General features: G+C 63.8%; 14 protein-coding genes. 8 read left to right on the top strand and 6 right to left on the bottom strand.

Annotation, left to right across the window (positions count from 1 at the left end):
* The first annotated feature begins 25 nt into the window (after positions 1 to 25).
* Positions 26 to 778 carry a YdcF family protein gene (locus tag AC26AR_RS03015; protein ID WP_077371390.1) on the top strand — a complete coding sequence of 251 codons (753 nt, stop codon included), beginning with the start codon at positions 26 to 28 and terminating at the stop codon, positions 776 to 778.
* Positions 779 to 873: 95 nt separating this feature from the next.
* Here the strand turns inward: AC26AR_RS03015 and AC26AR_RS03010 are convergent, their stop codons facing one another.
* Complete coding sequence (locus AC26AR_RS03010) at positions 874 to 2,088, bottom strand: tetratricopeptide repeat protein (RefSeq protein ID WP_488107526.1); 1,215 nt, start codon at positions 2,086 to 2,088, stop codon at positions 874 to 876.
* Positions 2,088 to 2,642, bottom strand: a complete 555-nt coding sequence (locus AC26AR_RS03005; RefSeq protein WP_176493267.1) for a zinc ribbon-containing protein — start codon at positions 2,640 to 2,642, stop codon at positions 2,088 to 2,090. The genes AC26AR_RS03010 and AC26AR_RS03005 overlap by 1 nt, the downstream gene beginning before the upstream one ends.
* A gap of 416 nt (positions 2,643 to 3,058) precedes the next feature.
* Between AC26AR_RS03005 and leuS the strand changes: the two genes are divergently transcribed.
* The 4 genes from leuS (at position 3,059) to AC26AR_RS02985 (ending at position 8,008) form a co-directional block, all read left to right on the top strand.
* Complete coding sequence (gene leuS, locus AC26AR_RS03000; protein WP_077371384.1) at positions 3,059 to 5,659, top strand: leucine--tRNA ligase; 2,601 nt, start codon at positions 3,059 to 3,061, stop codon at positions 5,657 to 5,659.
* Between the two features lie 182 nt (positions 5,660 to 5,841).
* Positions 5,842 to 6,411 carry an LPS-assembly lipoprotein LptE gene (locus AC26AR_RS02995; protein WP_488107525.1) on the top strand — a complete coding sequence of 190 codons (570 nt, stop codon included), beginning with the start codon at positions 5,842 to 5,844 and terminating at the stop codon, positions 6,409 to 6,411.
* A gap of 145 nt (positions 6,412 to 6,556) precedes the next feature.
* Positions 6,557 to 7,615, top strand: coding sequence for a DNA polymerase III subunit delta (gene holA / locus AC26AR_RS02990; RefSeq protein WP_077371377.1), 1,059 nt, complete (start codon positions 6,557 to 6,559; stop codon positions 7,613 to 7,615).
* Between the two features lie 42 nt (positions 7,616 to 7,657).
* Positions 7,658 to 8,008 (top strand): DUF6482 family protein, encoded by a 351-nt coding sequence (locus AC26AR_RS02985; protein ID WP_103751361.1) that lies wholly within the window; start codon positions 7,658 to 7,660, stop codon positions 8,006 to 8,008.
* A gap of 89 nt (positions 8,009 to 8,097) precedes the next feature.
* Here the strand turns inward: AC26AR_RS02985 and AC26AR_RS02980 are convergent, their stop codons facing one another.
* The 3 genes from AC26AR_RS02980 to fadB form a co-directional block, all read right to left on the bottom strand.
* Positions 8,098 to 9,030 carry an amidohydrolase family protein gene (locus AC26AR_RS02980; RefSeq protein WP_404624938.1) on the bottom strand — a complete coding sequence of 311 codons (933 nt, stop codon included), beginning with the start codon at positions 9,028 to 9,030 and terminating at the stop codon, positions 8,098 to 8,100.
* 203 nt (positions 9,031 to 9,233) lie between these two features.
* The gene (gene fadA / locus AC26AR_RS02975) at positions 9,234 to 10,412 is read right to left on the bottom strand and encodes an acetyl-CoA C-acyltransferase FadA (RefSeq protein ID WP_136938374.1); all 1,179 of its coding nucleotides are present in this window, start codon (positions 10,410 to 10,412) and stop codon (positions 9,234 to 9,236) included.
* A gap of 94 nt (positions 10,413 to 10,506) precedes the next feature.
* The gene (gene fadB / locus AC26AR_RS02970) at positions 10,507 to 12,657 is read right to left on the bottom strand and encodes a fatty acid oxidation complex subunit alpha FadB (RefSeq protein ID WP_077371369.1); all 2,151 of its coding nucleotides are present in this window, start codon (positions 12,655 to 12,657) and stop codon (positions 10,507 to 10,509) included.
* Positions 12,658 to 13,067: 410 nt separating this feature from the next.
* Here fadB and AC26AR_RS02965 point away from each other — a divergent pair, with 410 nt between their 5' ends.
* On the top strand, positions 13,068 to 14,180 hold the full coding sequence (locus AC26AR_RS02965) for a DUF5924 family protein (protein ID WP_077371366.1): 1,113 nt from the start codon (positions 13,068 to 13,070) through the stop codon (positions 14,178 to 14,180).
* A gap of 178 nt (positions 14,181 to 14,358) precedes the next feature.
* Complete coding sequence (slyA, locus tag AC26AR_RS02960) at positions 14,359 to 14,805, top strand: transcriptional regulator SlyA (protein ID WP_077371363.1); 447 nt, start codon at positions 14,359 to 14,361, stop codon at positions 14,803 to 14,805.
* A 143-nt stretch (positions 14,806 to 14,948) separates the two neighbouring features.
* Here slyA and AC26AR_RS02955 read toward each other — a convergent pair whose 3' ends face one another.
* Positions 14,949 to 15,497, bottom strand: coding sequence for a hypothetical protein (locus tag AC26AR_RS02955; protein ID WP_084209269.1), 549 nt, complete (start codon positions 15,495 to 15,497; stop codon positions 14,949 to 14,951).
* 247 nt (positions 15,498 to 15,744) lie between these two features.
* On the opposite strand from AC26AR_RS02955, the gene AC26AR_RS02950 reads away from it, so the two are divergent.
* Positions 15,745 to 16,197 carry a universal stress protein gene (locus AC26AR_RS02950; RefSeq protein ID WP_077371357.1) on the top strand — a complete coding sequence of 151 codons (453 nt, stop codon included), beginning with the start codon at positions 15,745 to 15,747 and terminating at the stop codon, positions 16,195 to 16,197.
* Positions 16,198 to 16,234: the final 37 nt, after the last annotated feature.

Raw genomic sequence — 16,234 nt, 5'->3', positions numbered from 1 at the left:
GCGCCTCTGAACAAGCGAGACCATCATGGGCTTCACCGAGTTTCTCGGCATCATCAAGGACCTGATACTGCCACCCGGCGGCCCGCTACTGCTGCTGATCCTGACCATGCTGATCCTCAAGCGCTGGCCGACTCTGGCGCGGGCGCTGATGGCACTGGCCATTCTGGGCATGTGGCTCCTGGCGTCACCGGTCGTCTCCACACGCCTGATGGCCGGGCTTGAGCGCATTCAGCCCAGTGCACCGGCGGAATGGATTCAGGCTCAGGCGGTGGTCGTGCTGTCCGGTGGCCGTTACTACAATGCGCCGGAGCTGCAGGGACGGGACCGGATCAACGGCGAGACGCTCAGCCGGCTGGACGAAGGCGTGCGGGTCGCGCGCAACGCCGAGCTGCCGATCTTGCTGACCGGCGGCAAGGTCTCGTCATCGGACGATGGCACCCTGGCGGAACTGATGCAGCGCTCGCTGATCGATGAATTCGATTACCCGGCGCGCTGGCTTGAGAACCGCAGCGAGAATACCCAGCAGAATGCGCGCTACACTCGCGAGATGCTCAAGGAAGACGACATCAACAAGATCGTGCTGGTCACCAGTGCCTGGCACATGCCGCGCGCGATGCGCAACTTCCAGAATCAGGGCTTCCGCACCATCATTCCGGCCCCGGTGGGATACACCACCGTCTCCGGGCTGGGAATCGATGCCTGGATTCCCAACAGCTCCGCGCTGACCCAGTCACGCTGGGCACTGCACGAGTGGATCGGCTGGCTGGTGGGTCGCTAGACGCATCGAGGCCACCGACCAGAGACACGACGGGCTGCCCATGGGCAGCCCGTCGTGTCTCTGGTCATCAATGCCACCCTGCCACGCTCACGCTCTCAGGTGACCTCCTGCATCCAGCTGGCCTGCCTGAGCCAGGGCCCCAGCTGGCGACGCTGGAAAGCCGGGTCCCGCGTCCATTCATCGCATCCGACATGGGCATTGCCCGCGGGAAGCTCACCCAGCACATCATCGGGAAACGCCAGGCTGGCGCGCGAGTTCACCTTCAGCGAATAACAGCGGTCATGGCTCATGAGGCTGGTACGCAGATAGCGCCAGACGCGCTCCTTGAGAAACCATTGATCGATGTTCGGGGTTTCCACCTGCCGGGGACTCCAGTCCGCCAGCATCCCCTCCATCGAGGGCAGCACCCCGGCGACACCTCCCCAGAGTCCCGCCAGCACGAGATCGGTATGCGTCCACCAATCGCGCATCACATGGAAGAAGCGCCCGGAAGTCAGCCACATCTGCACGGCTCGTACCTCGCGAAGACTGATGACACTGTCGCAGTCCCGCACCAGGAAATAGCCAACGCCGGGATCATCCGCGACCGCAAATCGCCAGCACAGCCGCTGTCTGAGTGAGTCGGTATTCGGGCGCTCCACCAGCTCGGCGTCCAGCTGCCGGGCGATGTCCAGAAAATCCTCTGGCACACTGTCGTCGTGATACAGCCGCACCTGCCAGCCCGGGTAGAGCACCGGTGCCAGCAACAGGTTATGCAACATGCCATTCAGATAACGCGGCCCCTGGCCCCAGAGACCATAGGACAGCACTCGCCGCTTGCCGGCTGCCACCGCCGATGGGGCTCTGGAGGGCAATGCCCAGTCCTTGGCAAGCGGCTGGTCTCCGTACGCGACATCCTTGAGCTCCAATGCGCGACTGCCGAAGCCACGTGCCTGAGCATGGCGCCCCAGGCGTGCACAGCAGGAGGCCAATGCATCGAACAGTACCGGATTGCGGCTTCCTCCATCGACCAGCCTCTGCCCAGCGGCGATGGCCCCTGACGCATCACCCGCCCGCGACAGGCATACCACCCGATTGAGGGAGATTTCTTCATCCTCGGGGCATTCATCACAACCCTGGCCGAGTATCTGACCGGCAGCGCGATAATCCCCCAGCAGGAACAGGTAGTAGGACACCTGCTTGAAGAGGCCCGCGGCACGCGGGCGAGCCTGTTGATTGAAATGCGCGATCATGCACTGGACGGCTCGGGCGCGATGCCCGGCCGTCCACTCCTGATGCGCTGGCAGGAACCAGTCGTGCGGTGTCGCCATCAGTCCCGGGGGTCCGCATCGGTTGATGGCGCGGGCTGCGGCGCCCCGCGTGCGAAGAAACGGTGCCCACAGGCATGGCAGGGCTCCAGTACGCTGGGGCGCGTCAAGGTCGTGATGGCCTCGCAATGCACGCAGTGCAGCAGCCCCGGCGCGATGACTTCTCCACTGGTGTAGTCGGCGCGAGCGGCCTCGAGGTCTTCCTCGAAGTGCGCGCGGTCCACCACGGTGCGATCCGCGATGGACATCAGCGCGGAACTGACGCTGCGCGACAGCACGTCGAGATCAATCCCCAGCCAGCTGGCGACCCCTTCGCCACCGGCCGCCAGGTGGCGACGGAATTCCTGCATGTCCCGCTCGACCCAGGCACGCAGCAGCGCCAGCTCGTCACGGGTGAACTCCTCGACCTCGGCCTCGAACTTCACCGCTTCATCCAGCTCGGCCTTGAGCCCTTCCCAGGACAACTCGCCGCTGCTGTCTTCCAGACGCGTCAGGATTCGCCCATAGGCATCGCCGAGACGTCCTTCCCCTTCGCCCTGCGGCTGGCGGGAGGGCATCGGGGTATCTTCAAAGCCGCTGTCATGCGAGGACGTGGTGGCACTGGCGGGATCGTGCGGATCACGGGGTTCACGTGGTTGGCTCATGGACTCTCCTTGTATCATCAGCGTCTCCCGGTCTGCGGGAGGCATGGGGCGCTCTCTCAAGCATGGTGGTGTTGGCGTTGCTTCACAAGCCACACCCACTCGTGGCCGCCTGCAGGACGTGACGCAGGTCAGGATATCGCGTCACCCTGTCAAGACCGGTCTCACGGCGGGCCATGGCAGTCGCCTCCCCTACCTGAGGCCTGGCGTCTGGGGTAGACTTGACCCCATCGCTGACAGTGGCGGCCTTGCCAAGCGGACCGCCCATCTCTTCACGCCCTGCCTGCCCGCTTGGACAGGTACAGGCCAACGCCAAGGTAGCAACGGACCCGATGGACTCACAGGATACGTCTCAACAGTACGCTCCCGACCAGATCGAACAGGCTGCCCAGCAGTACTGGGAGAAAAATCAGTGCTTCAAGGCGGTGGAAGATGCCAACCGCGAGAAGTTCTACTGCCTGTCGATGTTCCCCTACCCCAGCGGCAAGCTGCACATGGGGCACGTGCGTAACTACACCATCGGTGACGTGATCTCGCGCTTCCAGCGCATGCAGGGCAAGAACGTGATGCAGCCGATGGGCTGGGATGCCTTCGGTCTGCCGGCGGAAAATGCCGCGATGAAGAACAACGTCGCGCCGGGCAAGTGGACCCACGAGAACATCGCCTACATGCGCGATCAGCTCAAGGCGCTGGGCTTCGCCTACGACTGGAGCCGTGAGTTCGCGACCTGTGATCTCGAATACTACCGCTGGGAACAATGGTTCTTCGCCAAGCTGGTCGAGAAGGGAGTCGTCTACAAGAAGAGCTCCATCGTCAACTGGGACCCGGCGGACCAGACCGTGCTCGCCAATGAGCAGGTCATCGACGGCCGTGGCTGGCGCTCCGGCGCGCTGATCGAGCGCAAGGAAATCCCGCAGTGGTTCCTGCGCATCACCGACTATGCCGAAGAGCTGCTGGCCGACCTCGACAAGGTCGAGTGGCCGGAACAGGTCAAGACCATGCAGCGCAACTGGATCGGCAAGTCGCGGGGTGTCGAGCTCAGCTTCGGCCTCGATGCCAAGGCAAGCCAGGTGCAGGAATCCCTGACCGTCTTCACCACGCGTCCGGATACCCTGATGGGCGTGACCTACGTCGGTGTCGCCGCCGCTCACCCGCTGGCCAAGGCCGCGGCGGAGCACAATGCCGAGCTTGCCGAGTTCAACGCCGAATGCGCGCGTGGCGGCACCAGCGAAGCCGACATGGCGACCATGGAAAAACGCGGCATGGATACGGGCTTCAAGGCCATCCATCCGCTGACGGGCCGTGAAGTGCCGGTCTACGTCGCCAACTTCGTGCTGATGGAATACGGCACCGGTGCCGTGATGGCCGTGCCGGCCCACGACGAGCGCGACCACGAATTCGCCACCAAGTACGGCCTGCCCATCGAAGCCGTGATCGCCGATGCCGACGGCAACGCGCCTGACGTCAGCGACGCCGCCTTCACCGAGCACGGCGTGCTGATCAACTCCGGCGACTTCAATGGGCTCGACTTCGAGAGCGCCTTCGATGCCATCGCCGCACGTCTGGTCGAGCAGGGCCGTGGTGAGGTCAAGACCAACTTCCGCCTGCGCGACTGGGGCGTCTCGCGTCAGCGCTACTGGGGCGCGCCGATTCCGGTCAAGAATGGTCCGAATGGCGAATCCATCCCGCTGACCGACGACGAGCTGCCGGTCGAGCTGCCACTGGAAGTCGAATTCGACGCCTCCGGCGGTTCGCCGATCAAGAAGATGCCGTCCTTCAGTGACCTGGGCGATGGCTGGCAGCGCGAGACCGACACCTTCGACACCTTCATGGAGTCCTCCTGGTACTACGCGCGCTTCTGCTGCGCGGACAATGCCGAGGCCATGCTGGACGAGCGCGCCAACTACTGGCTGCCGGTCGACTACTACATCGGCGGCATCGAGCACGCCATCCTGCACCTGCTCTACTCGCGCTTCTTCCACAAGCTGATGCGGGACTTCGGCCTGGTCGACAGCGATGAGCCGTTCAAGCAGCTGCTGACCCAGGGCATGGTGGTCGCGGATACCTACTACCGCATCAACGAGAAAGGCGGCCGCGACTGGTTCAACCCGCTGGACGTGGACGTCGAGACCGACGACAAGGGCCGTGCCATCAAGGCCGTGCTGAAGTCCGATGGCCTGCCGGTGGAGATCGGTGGCACCGAGAAGATGTCCAAGTCCAAGAACAACGGCGTGGACCCGCAGTCGATGATCGACCGCTTCGGCGCCGACACCGTACGTCTGTTCATGATGTTTGCCGCACCGCCCGAGCAGTCGCTGGAGTGGTCCGATTCCGGTGTCGAGGGCGCGCATCGCTTCGTCAAGCGCGTCTGGCGTCTGGTTCATGAGCACGTCGCTGCCGGCACCCCGGCCGCGTTGGACGTGGCAGGCCTGAACGATGACCAGAAGGCGCTGCGTCGCAAGACGCACGAGACCATCGCCAAGTGCAGCGATGACATCGGCCGCCGTACCACCTTCAACACCGCCATCGCGGCCGTGATGGAGCTGGTCAACGCCATCAGCCGCTTCGAGGACGCCTCCGAGCAGGGCCTGGCCGTCAGCCGTGAAGCCGTCGAGGCCTGCGTGCTGTTGCTGTCACCGATCATCCCGCATGCCAGCCACTCGCTGTGGGCGACACTGGGCCACGAGGAAGCCGTGATCGACGCCAGCTGGCCGGTCGCGGACAGGGATGCGATGAAGAAGGACAGCATCGAGCTGGTCGTGCAGGTCAACGGCAAGCTGCGGGCGCGTCTGTCCTTCGCCGCCGATGCCGACCGTGATGCCATCGAGGCTGCTGCCCTGGCAGATGCCAACGTCACCAAGCACACCGATGGCAAGACGGTGCGCAAGGTCATCGTGGTACCGGGCAAGCTGGTCAACATCGTCGCCAACTGAGGCGATACCGGGGCACGCCCCGCACCCGGCGCCTGAGCGCGTCGGGCTCCTGCCAGCCATCCACATCCTCTTGCGGATGGCTGGCAGCCAAATTTCGTGCGCGGCATGGCTTGCGGGAATCTCCGGAGCATGCAGCGCTCTCGCAGGACATTCATGACACTCGTTCATGACAGGAGGTCACGGTGACGCAGGCGAATTCCAACAGTGCATCAGTGGACGCATCACGCAGCCCCGGCGAGACCGCAGCGTCAGCTGCCCCGCGCCGGTCGGCTCCTCGCCGCCTGATGGCGGCCATTGGCGTCGGCGTCGCGCTGACGTTGAGCGGCTGTGGCTTCCAGCTGCGCGATTACGACGCCACGCCGATGGCCATCACTGAACTCGATGTCCAGGCACCGAACACCGATACCCACGACGCGCTGCGCGAATCGCTCAAGCAGGCCGACATCCGCCTGAGCGATGATGCACCACTGCGCCTGAATCTGGGCAAGCTGAATGAAGACGTCCATCAGATCACCTTTGGTGATGCAGGCAGCATCAAGCGCGAGCTGACCTATCGTGTCGTCTACTCGCTGCAACGCAAGTCGGACGGTGCCTACCTGGCCAACCAGCAGGAGCTGGAAGCCAGCAGCGACTACTACACCAACGACGACAACCTGCTCAACACCGATGACGTGCGTGAACGTGCCGGTGAGCAGAATGATCGTGAGCTGAGTCGTCAGCTGATGGACCGCCTGCGCGCCATCACCCCCTGAACTCTCTGACCTGGCGAGACGCTCACCAGTAGACCGCACCACCATCACGGCTCCGCGCTATCGGGCAACCGACCACCGCGGAGCCGTGTGCGTCTGCCGCCATCCAGCGTCACCGCCCTCTCCCGTGCAGGATCGAAGGACATTCATGAAGGTCTATCCCGACAAGCTGGAAGAGCAACTCAACAAGCGCCTGTCTCCGGTCTATATCGTGGCGGGCGACGAGCCTCTGATCCATCAGGAAAGCTGCGACGCCATCCGGCGCGCGGCGCGTGCGGCCGGCGTCGAGGAGCGGGAAGTCCTTCACGTCGAGAACGGTTTCCAGTGGGGCCGTCTGACCGAATCCGCCGCCAGCATGTCACTGTTCGCCTCGCGCAAGCTGATCGAGCTGCGGCTGGGCACCCAGAGCGCCGGCCAGGAAGGCAGCAAGGTGCTCAAGGCCTATGCCGAGCGCATCGAGAAGGATGGCGACATCCTGCTGATCACCGCCGCACGCCTCGACCGCAAGGTGCAGCAGACGGCGTGGTTCAAGGCGCTCGAGAAGGTGGGAGTGTTCATCGCGGTCTGGCCGGTGGATCATTCCCGCCTCGGATTCTGGATTCGTGATCGCGCCCGCCTGCATGGCCTGGAACTGAATCAGGACGCCGCCCGGCTGCTGGCCGAGCGCATCGAGGGCAATCTGCTGGCCGCGGATCAGGAGCTGCAGAAGCTGGCGCTGCTGCACCCGCCGGGCGCACGCCTGGATGGCAATGCCATCGCCCAGGGGGTCGAGGACAATGCCCGCTATGATGTCTTCACGCTGGCGGATGCCTGCCTGAAGGGCGAGATCGAGCGCAGCGGGCGTATCGTGCTGGGTCTGCGGGGAGAAGGGGTCGAGCCGCCGGTGATCCTGTGGGCCTTGACGCGCGAGCTGCGCACCCTGCTCTCGCTGCGTCAGCACCTCGATCAAGGCCAGAGCTTCGAACATGCCTGCAAGGCGCAGAAACCGATGATCTTCGACAAGCGGCGTCCCTTCTATCAACAGGCGCTCAATCGTCTGCCCCACAAGCGTCTGCACAAGCTGCTGCTGTTCTCGCAGCGACTCGACATGGCGATCAAGGGTGGAATGACGCTGCCTATCTGGGACGGGATGGTGGATCTCGCCCTGACGCTCGCCGGTGGACGCGGCCCGCTGGCCGAACTGCCTCACGCCTACAAGGTGGGGTGATCCTGGCACGGTCCGACGTGCCTCTGACACGAGGGAGATCCCATGCAGATGACACCCCCGTTGCTTGGCGAAGGCGTCAGTGTCGAGACCCTGCGTCGATGGCTCGCCGAAGGCAACACGCTGACCGTGGAGATCCAGACGCTGGATCAGGGGCTGTATCTGGTGCGCCTGCATCATGCCGACGGCATCAGTCGTCTGGTCGATGAAGATGGCCAGTCCCTGCGCTTCACCGGCACGCAGTGGGTCAGTCGCCTGTTGCTGCCGCTGGGGCTGACGCATGGCGTGCAGACCTGGGCGGAAGTTCAGGATGAGATGATCGGCCTACCCACGACTCCGGTCGACAATGCCAGCCTGCTGGCCCATGGCACGCGTGTGGCGTTCAAGACGCTGTAGCCATGCCAGGAAGCCCCCGCCAGTTCACTGACGGGGGCTTCTGTCATTGCGGCACGCCCCTGAGACTCAGGTGGGCGTTCGATCCGCGCTCAGTGCGCCTCCTCGACCTTCGACTTCACGAAGGCGGGATACCCATAGAGCTTGCGTGGATTGTCGCGGAAGATCTTCTCGCGCATCTCGCGCTCCGGCAGCCAGCGCTGCATCAATTCCGCCAGCGTGTCCTCCTCCGGCATCTCGACCCCGATATGCGGATGCGGCCAGTCACTGCCCCACACCACGCGTTCGGGATTGGCGGCGACCAGTGCCCGCGCCAGTGCCGTGACATCGGAATACGGCAGGCGTCCCCGGGTGGTGAGTCGATATGGCGCCGACAGCTTGGCCCAGGTACGTCCCTGCTTGAGCATCCGACACAGCGCGGTGAAACCGGGACATTCCGGCCCCCGTGAAGCCGCAAGGTGGCCCATGTGGTCGATCACCACCGGCACCGGCAGACTGCCGAGCCGTGCCTCCATGTCACGGAAGGTCGAGACATCGATCAGGCATTCCAGATGCCAGTCGAAGCGGGCCAGACGGTCCGCCAGCAGCACGACATCACGCCAGCGCAGCCCGCCGGAGAAGATCAGATTGAGGCGCACCCCGCAGACGCCCAGCCTGGAGAGCCGCTCAAGCTCTGCATCACTGATCTCGGGCGAGACCACGGCGATGCCGCGATAATCCAGCCCGCGCTCACGACAGTTCTCGAGGCTGTCGCACAGCAGGCGATTGTCATAGCCATAGACACTTGGCTGGATCAGGACGCCATGACGGGCGCCAAGCGCGTGGTGCATTTCCAGCGCGTCCTTGAGCCCGAATTCGGCAGGGTTGTAGGTCCTGTCTTCCGCCAGCGGATAACGCACCGGATCGCCGAACACATGAAGATGGCAATCAATGCTGCCCGGAGGCAGCCGGAACGTCAGGGGATGCGGCAGGGGGCGTGGCGGTGCTGCACACGGCAGATCCTGCTCGACATGGTTCCAATCCATCGATGCGACTCCCTCACGTAACCTCGATCATCAAGCCCGGGGCGACGTCACGCTTAATCGCCCACTGCCACGATACTGCGCCGCCCTTCTCGTTTCCAGACAAAAGCCTGCCGACGAAAAAGCGGCATGTCCGAAGACATGCCGCTTGAGGTATCAGCGAGGCCTGATCGCTGACGAAAGGCGCTGACCGAAGCCGCTGACGTTCAGTCGAGTCGCTCGAACACGGTCGCGACGCCCTGGCCCATGCCGATGCACATGGTCGCCAGACCCAGGCGCGTGTTCTGCTGCTTCATGACGTTGAGCAAGGTGGTGCAGATACGCGAGCCGGAACAGCCCAGCGGGTGCCCCAGCGCGATGGCGCCGCCGTTGAGGTTGACCGCCGTGTCGGCGCGTTCCAGCAGGCCGAGGTCCTTGAGCACGGGAATCGACTGCGCCGCGAAGGCCTCATTGAGCTCGACGGTCTGGATATCGTCGATGGTCAGCCCCGCTGCCTTGAGTGCCTGCTTGGAGGCCGGTACCGGGCCGTAGCCCATGATGGAGGCATCGCACCCGGCCACACCGGTGGACAGTACGCGGGCGATGGGCTTGAGACCCAGCGCTTCGGCGCGCTCGGCGCTCATCACCGCCATGCCCGAGGCACCCACGGACAGCGCGGAAGAGGTGCCCGCCGTCACGGTGCCGCCCTTGGGATCGAACACCGGCTTGAGGTTGCCCATCGATTCCATGCTGGCATCGCCCCGGATGACCTCATCACGGGTCACCATCACGCGGCGCCCCTCGGCATCATGGCCCTCGACGCCGATGATCTCGTCATCGAAACGACCTTCATCGGCGGCCGCCTGGGCACGCTGGTGAGAGCGCACGCCGAACTCATCCTGCTGCTCACGACTCACGCCGTGCATCTTGCCGAGCAGTTCTGCGGTCAGGCCCATCATCATCGCGGCCTTGGCCGCGTGCTTGCTGGCCGCCGGGTTGACGTCGACCCCATGCGCCATCGGCACGTGCTCCATGTGCTCGACACCCCCGATGATGTAGAAGTCGCCCATGCCGGCCTTGATGTTGGCGGTGGCGATATGCAGCGCGCTCATCGAGGAGCCACACAGACGGTTGACCGTCTGCGCCGGCACGCTGCGCGGGATGCCGGTCATGATGGCGGCATTGCGCGCGATGTTCATGGCCTGTTCCAGGGTCTGGTTGACGCAGCCCCAGATGACGTCATCGACCTCTGCCGGCACCAGACCGGGATTGCGATCGAACAGCGCCTGCATCACCGCGGCGGACAGGTTCTCGGCGCGCACGTGGCGGAAGGCCCCATTCTTGGCCTTGGCCATGGCAGTGCGCACGCCATCGACGATTACCACATCTCTCGGATTCAGATTCATTGTCTGGCTCCCTCATGGCCCTCGCTGTCGCGAGAGCCGAAAATTCTGGTCGGATAGTGCTGGCCCCACTTGGGTGTGCTCAGCAATCAAAGGCTCAGGCGTAGAAGGCGTCGCCGCGCTTGGCGCGCTCACGCAGTGCCTCGGTCGGGCGATACAGCGGCCCCAGCTCATCGGCCAGGCTGTCGGCCAGCGCGACGAACTCGGCCACGCCCATGGCATCGACGTAGCGCAGTGCGCCACCACGGAACGGCGGAAAACCGATGCCGTAGATCAAGGCCATGTCCGCCTCGGCCGGCGTACCGACGATGTCATCTTCCAGACACCGGATGGTTTCCATGCACAGCGGCACCATCATGCGCGCGATGATGTCATCATCGGAGAATTCGCGCGTCTCGCTGACCACTTCACTGACCAGTGCCTGCGCCGCTTCATCAGGCAGCTTCTTCGGCTTGCCCTTGCGGTCTTCCTCATAGCGATAGAAGCCCAGGTCATTCTTCTGACCCAGTCGCTTGTTGTCGTACATCACCTGAATGGCGGTCTTGCCCTCACGCGCCATGCGATCCGGGAAGCCTTCGGCCATCACCGCATTGGCGTGGACCGCAGTGTCCATGCCGACCACATCCAGCAGGTAGGCCGGGCCCATCGGCCAGCCGAACTTCTCCATCACCTTGTCGACGCGCTGATAGTCGGCGCCCTTCTCGACCAGCAGGCTGAAGCCACCGAAGTAGGGGAACAGCACGCGGTTGACCAGGAACCCCGGGCAGTCGTTGACGACGATCGGTGTCTTGCCCATCTGACGGGCGTAGGCGACGGTCGCGGCGATCGCCGCGTCGCTGGATTTCTCGCCACGGATGACTTCCACCAGCGGCATGCGATGCACCGGGTTGAAGAAGTGCATGCCGCAGAAGTTCTCGGGACGCTTGAGTGATTCCGCCAGACGCGTGATGGAAATGGTCGAGGTGTTGGACGTCAGGATGGTGGTATCCGCCACGTTGTCCTCGAGCTCGGCCAGCACCGACGCCTTGACCTTGGGGTTCTCGACCACGGCCTCGACGACCAGATCCACGTTGCCGAAATCGCCATAGGACAGCGTCGGGCGAATGTTGGACAGCCCCTGCGCCATCTTCTCGGTGGTCAGCTTGCCCCGCTCGACGCCCTTGCCGAACAGCTTGCGCGCTTCCTTCAGGCCAAGCTCGATGGCCTCGCCATTGATGTCCTTCATCAGGATCGGTGTGCCCTTGCTGGCGCTCTGATAGGCGATGCCACCGCCCATGATGCCGGCACCCAGTACGGCAGCCTGCTGGATCTTGCTCGCCTGCTTCTCGTATCCCTTGGCTTTCTTCTTGACCACCTGATCGTTCATGAACAGGCCGACCAGATTGAAGGCCACGTCGGTCAGCGCCATCCGAGCGAAGGTCTTGGCCTCGATGGCCTGGGCACGCTCACGCGATTCGCCCGCGCCCTTCTGGATGACCTTGATGGCCTCCACCGGCGCCGGATAGTGCGGGCCGGCCTTGCCTGCCACGAAGCCCTTGGCGGTCTCGAAGGCCATCATCTGCTCGATGGCATTGAGCTTGAGCGGCGAGGTCTTCTCGAGACGCCGTGCCATGTAGTCCAGCTCACCCGCATTGGCGCGCGCCAGAATGTCGAGTGCCGCCGCGTCCAGCTCGGCCACCGGCAGCACGGCATCGACGGCGCCGACTGCCAGGGCCTTGTCGGCGCGATTCTCGGTGCCACCACAGATCCATTCGATGGCGTTGTCCGCCCCGATCAGGCGCGGCAGACGTACGCAGCCCGCCCAGCCCGGAATGATGCCGAGCTTGGTCTCCGGCAGGCCGATCTTCGCGCTGTCCGCCATGACGCGGAAGTCGGTGGTCAGGGTGATCTCGCAGCCGCCGCCCAGCGCCAGCCCATTGATGGCGGTGACGGTGGGGAACGGCAGGTCCTCGATGGCATTGAAGATGCCATGGACGGTCATGTTCATGTCGATGAGGAAGGCTTCATCCTTCTCGAACATCTGATGGAACTCGGTGATATCGGCACCGACCACGAACGCTTCCTTGGCGGAGCGGATGACCAGCCCCTTCAGGTCGGCCGTCGCCTTGATGGCCTCCACCGCCTCCCCCAGCTCCTTGAGTACGTAGCTGGCCAGCTTGTTGACCGATTCGCCTTCGAGGTCGAGCGTCAACAGGGCGATGGCGTCCTGATTGGCCTCGACGGATAGCGTTTTGCCTGAATAGATCATCCACGGATCTCCACAAGAGAAAGGGGTGAAGGGGCTGTCAGGCGCAGGATGGTCTCTGCCATGGGTGCGCTGGCAACCGGCCTCGCCGGACTCGAAGCTTCCAGAGGCGCCGCAGGAGAGTCATCTCTCGCCACAGCGCTTCATACAAGCGTTTGAATACAGCCAGCTTGGGCCAGAGACGGGCAAAGATCAAGCCTGCGGACATTAGCGAAAGGTCGGGGGTCCGGGGCTGTCTCCATGCCGGTTCCTGTCTCTTGCGCCTGACTTCGACAGCGGGTGTGGGCAAAGATCGACGCTACACCCGGAAAGGCAGTCGCGTTACTCTTGGCGCTTTCCCGACACGCAGGCTGGCAGCGGCATATCCTTGCCCTCCAGCAGGCTCTCAAAGGCCACACCGATATCATGCTTTCATGAGCAGCACTCTCACCGCCCTGTATCTGCGCCTGACCGGCATCGTCGAACGCACCAAGCGCTGGCACTGGCTATGGCCTCCCATCGGCTTCGCTGCGGGCATCTGCAGTTTCTTCCTCGTCAATCGTCAGCAATGGCTGGGTGGCATGCTGGCGCTGGGCATGATGCTGGCCTGGTTGATCCTGATCGCCGAAGGCCTGTGGAGCCGTCTGCGCCGTCATCGCGGCCAGAATGCCCTGCCCCGCAAGCTGGCCACCTTCGTGGCGCAGCTGATCCAGCAGGAGACCCTGTGCTTCACGTTGCCGTTCTTTCTGGCGACGACCGACTGGGCCAGTGGCCAGGCAGGCTTCACCTTGCTGCTGTGCGGCGCGACTCTGCTGTCGATACTCGACCCCTTCTACTACCGACTGGCCGAGCGCCATCGCTGGCTGTACTTCGGCTTCCACGCCCTGTGCGTATTCGTCGTGGTACTGGTCACCCTGCCCCTGCTGCTGGAACTGACCACCGGCGAGAGTCTGTTGGCTGCCTGTGCCGCGATGAGCCTGTTCGCGCTGCCCAGTGTCGCCAACCTGCGGATTGCCCGCGGGCTGGTCGGTGGCCTGGCGATGATCGGCATCAGCGTGATGCTGGGGGTGGGCGCATGGGGGGCACGCGCCTGGATTCCGCCTGCCACGCTCTGGATCAACGCCAGCAGCCTCTCGCCGGACTTCGACACCGCGGCGCGGACACCGCGGGGCGAGATGCATCTGACCCCAGCACAACTTTCCGCCAGAGGCCTCTACGCCTACACGGCCATTCGCGCCCCGCGCGGGTTGTCAGAGAAGGTCTATCACGTCTGGCGACATGACGGAGAAGTGGTGGATCGCATCGCCTTGAACATCAACGGCGGTCGCAAGGAAGGTTATCGGGCATGGACACACAAGACGGCCTTCCCCAAGGGCAGCGAGGGGGAATGGGAAATCGATGTCGAGACCATGAACGGGCAGCGCATCGGCAGCCTGCGCTTCCTCGTCAGTGATGATCCGCAGGTAGCCACCTTCGCGGACAGCAGCCTGGCACGGCCGGCGGGCATCCCCGGCTGGCGGATCACCAACCTGATTCCGGGCCTGTGACGCTTCGCGACGTGAGTGACCCTGAAGCGTGAACCCTCGGTTACTCGACCTTGGGCGTAAAATTCGTTCGCAGGCTTGTAATTATCCAGGCTGCCTAGCATGCTGAGGACAAGGGCGGCACCGAGGGGTGCCAGGATAAAAGCCCACTCATCCTTTGCACTCTGTGGACGACATACCCATGCATGAAGATATCGGGCTAAAGCTTTCCCGCCTGCCGCGCCTATGGCGCGCCATCCTGGACCAGCGACTGTCCCCGCTTGGGCTGACACAAACCCGCTGGATGACGCTGGTACACCTGTGGCGACTCGGAGACGGCCAGCCACAATGTGATCTGGCACGCTCCATCGGCATCGAGGCACCGTCTCTGGTACGCACGCTGGATCAGCTCAGCGAACAGGGGCTGGTGGAACGCCGCGCCTGTGAGGAAGACCGCCGCACCAAGCGCATCTTCCTGACACACAAGGCACTGCCGCTGATCGAGAAGATCGATGCCATCGCCGAGCAGACCCGTATCGAGATGCTCGAGGGGCTCACGCCGGAGCAGGTCGACCAATTTTGCGAATGCCTGCGCGTCATGGAACGCAATGGCCTGGAAATCTCCGAGAAGGTGCCGGAAAGCGCCTGAGCGAGCGTGTCCGGATACGCCAGCGGGAAAGGAAAAAGCCCCCATCGAGTGACTCGACGGGGGCTTTTTTGCAAGACGTTCAAGGCAAGCTCAGGTCACGCGCCGGCCCTGTTCGCGGCCGAGGGCAGCCCGAGATATCACGCTCACCCGCCCGGCATTCTGGGCTCTGTCCCCACCAACGGACGGCGGCGATGGGCAATGGGGGCCTTGGCGATCAACAGGGCATGCAGTGCCTCGAACTCCCGGCGCCACGCCTCGCAGTCTTCCAGTGCCAGGCTCTCCCCCCACCACAGCGTCAAGCCGGACAGTGAGGACTCCAGCATCAGGGCATCCTCCGGCAATGCCCGCGTGAGATGTTCCAGAGCGGCCGCGAAGTCGGGGTCCTCCGCCAGGCGACTCTCTTCACGCCAACGATATCCGGGCACGGCCTCACGCAGTGCATCGCTGGCCCACTCGTCGTGGACGAGGATGAAGGGGGTGACATCGCGCTCGGTGGGCCAGGGACGACGATAGCCGACGATCCCCTTGGGGGCATCCGAAAGCGGTGCGGCCTTCAGGTCAACCCGCATGCCGTCCGCGATCACGGCCTTGCGCACCAGTGACGTGCGTGTCTCACGCTTGCTGGGGCGTAACCATGTCAGCGGCGACAACATCGCCAGCACCACGAAAATGATGATCAGAGCTGTCGTCATGAAATGTCCTGCCAGGAAGTGTCAGTAAGAAATTCGCGTCATCATCGAACGACTGCGGAAAACGCCGCCGTGCGGACAACCAGAAACGTGCCCAGAGCCCGAGCCATCCAACCGCGTACGGGGGTTGCGCCTGGCGCACTGGCAATACGTTGATGCAAGTCATTGTCTTCCGGGGGGCGGCAAGCCTAGCATGGAAGCAGGTGCACGACGCCACTCGAATGGCCCACCTCTACGGGAGGAATTCAGGATGAGCAACGAATACAAGCATGTACTGGTCGCTGTCGATCTGACCAAGGATTCCCACCTGGTACTGGAACGCGCACTGCCCATCGCCAAGCGCAATGGTGCCAAGGTGTCCATCATGCATACCCTCGAGCCACTGGGCTTTGCCTATGGCGGGGACATCCCGATGGATCTGACCAGCATTCAGGATCAGCTGGATTCCCATGCCCGTGAGCGACTGGGGGACATCGCCACGCCACACGGTATCGCGCCTGAAGATCAGCATGTCGTGGTCGGCATGCCGGACAGCGAGATTCATCGCTTTGCCGCAGAACATGACGTGGATCTGATCGTGGTCGGCTCACATGGTCGCCATGGCTTCGCCCTGCTGCTGGGCTCCACTTCCACTGGTGTCCTGCATGGTGCCCAGTGTGATGTGCTGGCCGTCCGGGTGGGGGCAGATGACAGCGAAGAATGACGCCGGCGGTCAGTGAGCCGAGATGACACGAGGGCAG

The sequence above is a fragment of the Cobetia sp. PS-4MA genome (genome assembly GCF_057670765.1).
This window is presented reverse-complemented; position numbering and strand designations above follow the sequence as displayed.

Bases quoted from the DNA above. Each gene is read 5' to 3' on its own strand.
- fadA (WP_136938374.1), bottom strand. From the start codon at position 10,412: ATGAATCTGAATCCGAGAGATGTGGTAATCGTCGATGGCGTGCGCACT.
- AC26AR_RS03015 (WP_077371390.1), top strand. From the start codon at position 26: ATGGGCTTCACCGAGTTTCTCGGCATCATCAAGGACCTGATACTGCCA.
- AC26AR_RS02985 (WP_103751361.1), top strand. From the start codon at position 7,658: ATGCAGATGACACCCCCGTTGCTTGGCGAAGGCGTCAGTGTCGAGACC.
- AC26AR_RS03010 (WP_488107526.1), bottom strand. From the start codon at position 2,088: ATGGCGACACCGCACGACTGGTTCCTGCCAGCGCATCAGGAGTGGACG.
- fadB (WP_077371369.1), bottom strand. From the start codon at position 12,657: ATGATCTATTCAGGCAAAACGCTATCCGTCGAGGCCAATCAGGACGCC.
- holA (WP_077371377.1), top strand. From the start codon at position 6,557: ATGAAGGTCTATCCCGACAAGCTGGAAGAGCAACTCAACAAGCGCCTG.
- AC26AR_RS02980 (WP_404624938.1), bottom strand. From the start codon at position 9,030: ATGGATTGGAACCATGTCGAGCAGGATCTGCCGTGTGCAGCACCGCCA.
- AC26AR_RS02965 (WP_077371366.1), top strand. From the start codon at position 13,068: ATGAGCAGCACTCTCACCGCCCTGTATCTGCGCCTGACCGGCATCGTC.
- leuS (WP_077371384.1), top strand. From the start codon at position 3,059: ATGGACTCACAGGATACGTCTCAACAGTACGCTCCCGACCAGATCGAA.
- slyA (WP_077371363.1), top strand. From the start codon at position 14,359: ATGCATGAAGATATCGGGCTAAAGCTTTCCCGCCTGCCGCGCCTATGG.
- AC26AR_RS02950 (WP_077371357.1), top strand. From the start codon at position 15,745: ATGAGCAACGAATACAAGCATGTACTGGTCGCTGTCGATCTGACCAAG.
- AC26AR_RS03005 (WP_176493267.1), bottom strand. From the start codon at position 2,642: ATGCCCTCCCGCCAGCCGCAGGGCGAAGGGGAAGGACGTCTCGGCGAT.
- AC26AR_RS02955 (WP_084209269.1), bottom strand. From the start codon at position 15,497: ATGACGACAGCTCTGATCATCATTTTCGTGGTGCTGGCGATGTTGTCG.